The organism is Kribbella turkmenica (genome assembly GCF_004348725.1).
GTDB lineage: Bacteria > Actinomycetota > Actinomycetes > Propionibacteriales > Kribbellaceae > Kribbella > Kribbella turkmenica.
On sequence record NZ_SMKR01000304.1, the window covers coordinates 1 to 2,769 of the forward strand.

Here is a 2,769-nt window from a genome sequence, read left to right on the forward strand (position 1 = left end):
CCCCACCACCCGGCACGACCTCGCGCGACAACTCCCCGCCTACCTCCACCGCCTCCGAGGACCCGCCACCGGACACCACCTGATGTGAGGATTCGCCGTTCGCCGCGGGGCGGAGCTTCCGTCTCCGGAGCGCCAGTGTGCGGAACGCCACCGACCGGATGGCGGCGGCGATCGTGCGGAACGGGTTCGCGAGTCGCCAGACCGGCCCGAAGAGCAGCGACAGCGGAATGATCCCGACCCAGATCCACACGAACAGCCACGTCGGCGCCGGATTGAGCGCCGGGGAACTGCTGCCGCACCACGCAGCCCCCAGCATCACCGCGAGCGCCACCACCCCCGCGAGTTTGATCGACGACCGAACCGCCCGCGCGTCGACGACCAGGGTCAGCACCGCGAGCGGCCGACCGGGAGCAACGCCGAACCGCGGCCGCGTCCAGAACGCCGCCAGCGCGAAGAACGAGACCGCCACCGCGGCCCCGGCTGAGTAGATCGCCAGCCACAGCGGCACCGGCAGATCGCCGCGCCCACCGATCCCGTGCAACGGAACCAGGAGCTCCACCACGGCACCGCCTCCGATCAGCCAGCTATCTGACCAATCGAATGTAACACGAGCGATGTCACATAGCGAGAGTCTGATACTCCGCCGAATCGAAGCGCCTGGTCAGCCGGCGGAACCGGAACGTGAACGACGGCCAGAGGGTGGTGTTGCGCCCCTCGGAGTCCAGGTACCAACTCGTGCACCCACCGCGGGTCCAGACCGTGTTCCGCATCGAGCTCCGGACGCCGTCGACGAAAGCCCGCTGCACCTCCGGCCGTACCTCGACCTGACGCAGCCCCTCGGCGTCCATCGTCTTCAGCGCATCCAGGATGTAGGCGATCTGCGACTCGATCATGAACACCATCGAGCTGTGCCCGAGCCCGGTGTTCGGCCCGATGAGCATGAAGAAGTTCGGGAAGCCGGCGATCGCTGTACCGAGATGCGCCGCCATCCCGTCCGACCATGCCTCCCGCAGCGAGACGCCGTCGCGCCCGTGCACCATGTCCATCACCGGCAGATCGGTGACCCGGAACCCGGTGCCGTAGATGATCGTGTCGACGTCGTGCTTCACCCCGTCCTCGGTGACGATCCCGGAGGGCGTCACCTCCGCGATCCGATCAGTGATCACATCGACGTTGGGCTGGACGATCGCCGGGTAGTAGTCGTCGGAGATCAGCACCCGCTTGCAGCCGAGGGTGAAGTCGGGCGTCAGCCGGGCGCGGAGCAGGGGGTCGCGGACCTGCCGCTCGAGGTGCTTCCCGGCGACCTTCTGCGCCAGCTTCATGATCGCCGGCATTTTCGCGAAGCCGAGCACCATCGACTCGCGACCCCAGTAGATCCCTGCCCGGAACGCCTTCTGCACCAGGGGGAACCGCCGGAAGACAGCCTTCTCGACCTCGGTGATGCTCCGGTCCGGGCGCGGCATCACCCACGGCGCGGTGCGCTGGAACAGACGCAGTTCCTCGACCTCCGGCTGGATCGCCGGCACGAACTGGATCGCCGAAGCACCGGTGCCGATCACCGCCACCGTGCGGCCACTGAGGTCGAGATCGTGGTTCCACTCCGCCGAGTGGAACACCTCCCCCTCGAACGACTCGATCCCTTGCAGCTCCGGGTACGACGGCTCGGCGAGCGGCCCCATCCCGGACAGCAGCAACTCAGCGGTGAACTCGCCCTGGCTGGTCCGGATCCGCCACTGCCCGTCCTCCCAGCGCGCCTCTTCGACCGCACGCCCGAACCGGATGTGCCGGCGGACGCCGAACCGGTCGGTGACGTTGCGGAGGTAGTCCTCGATCTCGGGCTGCGGCGAGAACGTCGACGACCAGTCCGGATTGGGCGCGAACGAGAACGAGTACAGATGCGACGGCACGTCACACCGGCACCCTGGGTACGTGTTGTCCCGCCAGGTTCCGCCGACGTCGTCCGCCCGCTCCAGTACGACGAAGTCGTCGTACCCGGCCTGCTTCAGCCGCACGGCCATGCCGATCCCGGCGAACCCGGTGCCGACCACGACGATCCGGTGGTGACTGGTCTCCTGCGCCATCGACGTCCTCCAGCCTGCGCCGCGGAACTTACTCGGAGTAAGTTACTCGGAGTCAGTTAGACTCCGCAAGTGACCTCCACCACGCCGCACACGCCCTCCCCCGACGCCGGATCCGGGGACGGCGAGGCGGTTCCGGTGCGCCGGCGGCGGGATCGGGCGGCCCGGGAGCGGGAGATCTTGGAGGCGGCCGAGCGGATCTTCGGTGAGCGCGGGTACCACGGCACGTCGATGGACGACGTGGCCGCCGCGGTCGGGGTGTCCAAGCCGCTGATCTACCAGTACTTCGGTTCGAAGGACGGACTCTTCCTCGCCTGCCTGGCCCGGCTGCGGATCCAACTGCTCGACACGGTGTCGGACGCGGTGTTCGCCGCGGGCGACGCCGAGGACGCGCTGTACGCCGGGTTCGTCGCGTGGTTCGAGTTCCTCGACGACCACCCGCAGGCGTGGTCGGTGCTGATCGACGAGGGGATGCTCGGCATGAGCACGGCCGCCGGCCCCGCCGCCGCGGCCACCGACGAGGTCCCCGCCGCCTGCATCGAACTCATCCCCGCGCTGGTCCGCAGCAACCTCCCACCCGGCCGCTCCGCCGACGAGGACGAGATCCAGATCGTCGCCCAGAGCATCTCCGGCGCCACCGAACGGCTGGCCATCTGGCGCAGCCGCATCCCCGCGCCACCCACCCCCGAAA

General features: G+C 68.9%; 2 protein-coding genes and 1 pseudogene. 1 reads left to right on the plus strand and 2 read right to left on the minus strand.

All coding sequences use genetic code 11. The features are described 5' to 3' along the window. A pseudogene (locus E1218_RS35345) lies at positions 1 to 559 on the minus strand (hypothetical protein); the annotation flags it as partial. Between the two features lie 58 nt (positions 560 to 617). After that, on the minus strand, positions 618 to 2,081 hold the full coding sequence (locus E1218_RS35350) for a flavin-containing monooxygenase (protein WP_132327384.1): 1,464 nt from the start codon (positions 2,079 to 2,081) through the stop codon (positions 618 to 620). Positions 2,082 to 2,150: 69 nt separating this feature from the next. Here E1218_RS35350 and E1218_RS35355 point away from each other — a divergent pair. Beyond that, the coding region (locus E1218_RS35355) for a TetR/AcrR family transcriptional regulator (RefSeq protein WP_233712694.1) at positions 2,151 to 2,769 on the plus strand (619 nt) is incomplete at its 3' end.

What these genes read in the sequence shown, in the direction of transcription:
- E1218_RS35350 (WP_132327384.1), bottom strand. Translation starts at nt 2,081, where the DNA reads ATGGCGCAGGAGACCAGTCACCACCGGATCGTCGTGGTCGGCACCGGG.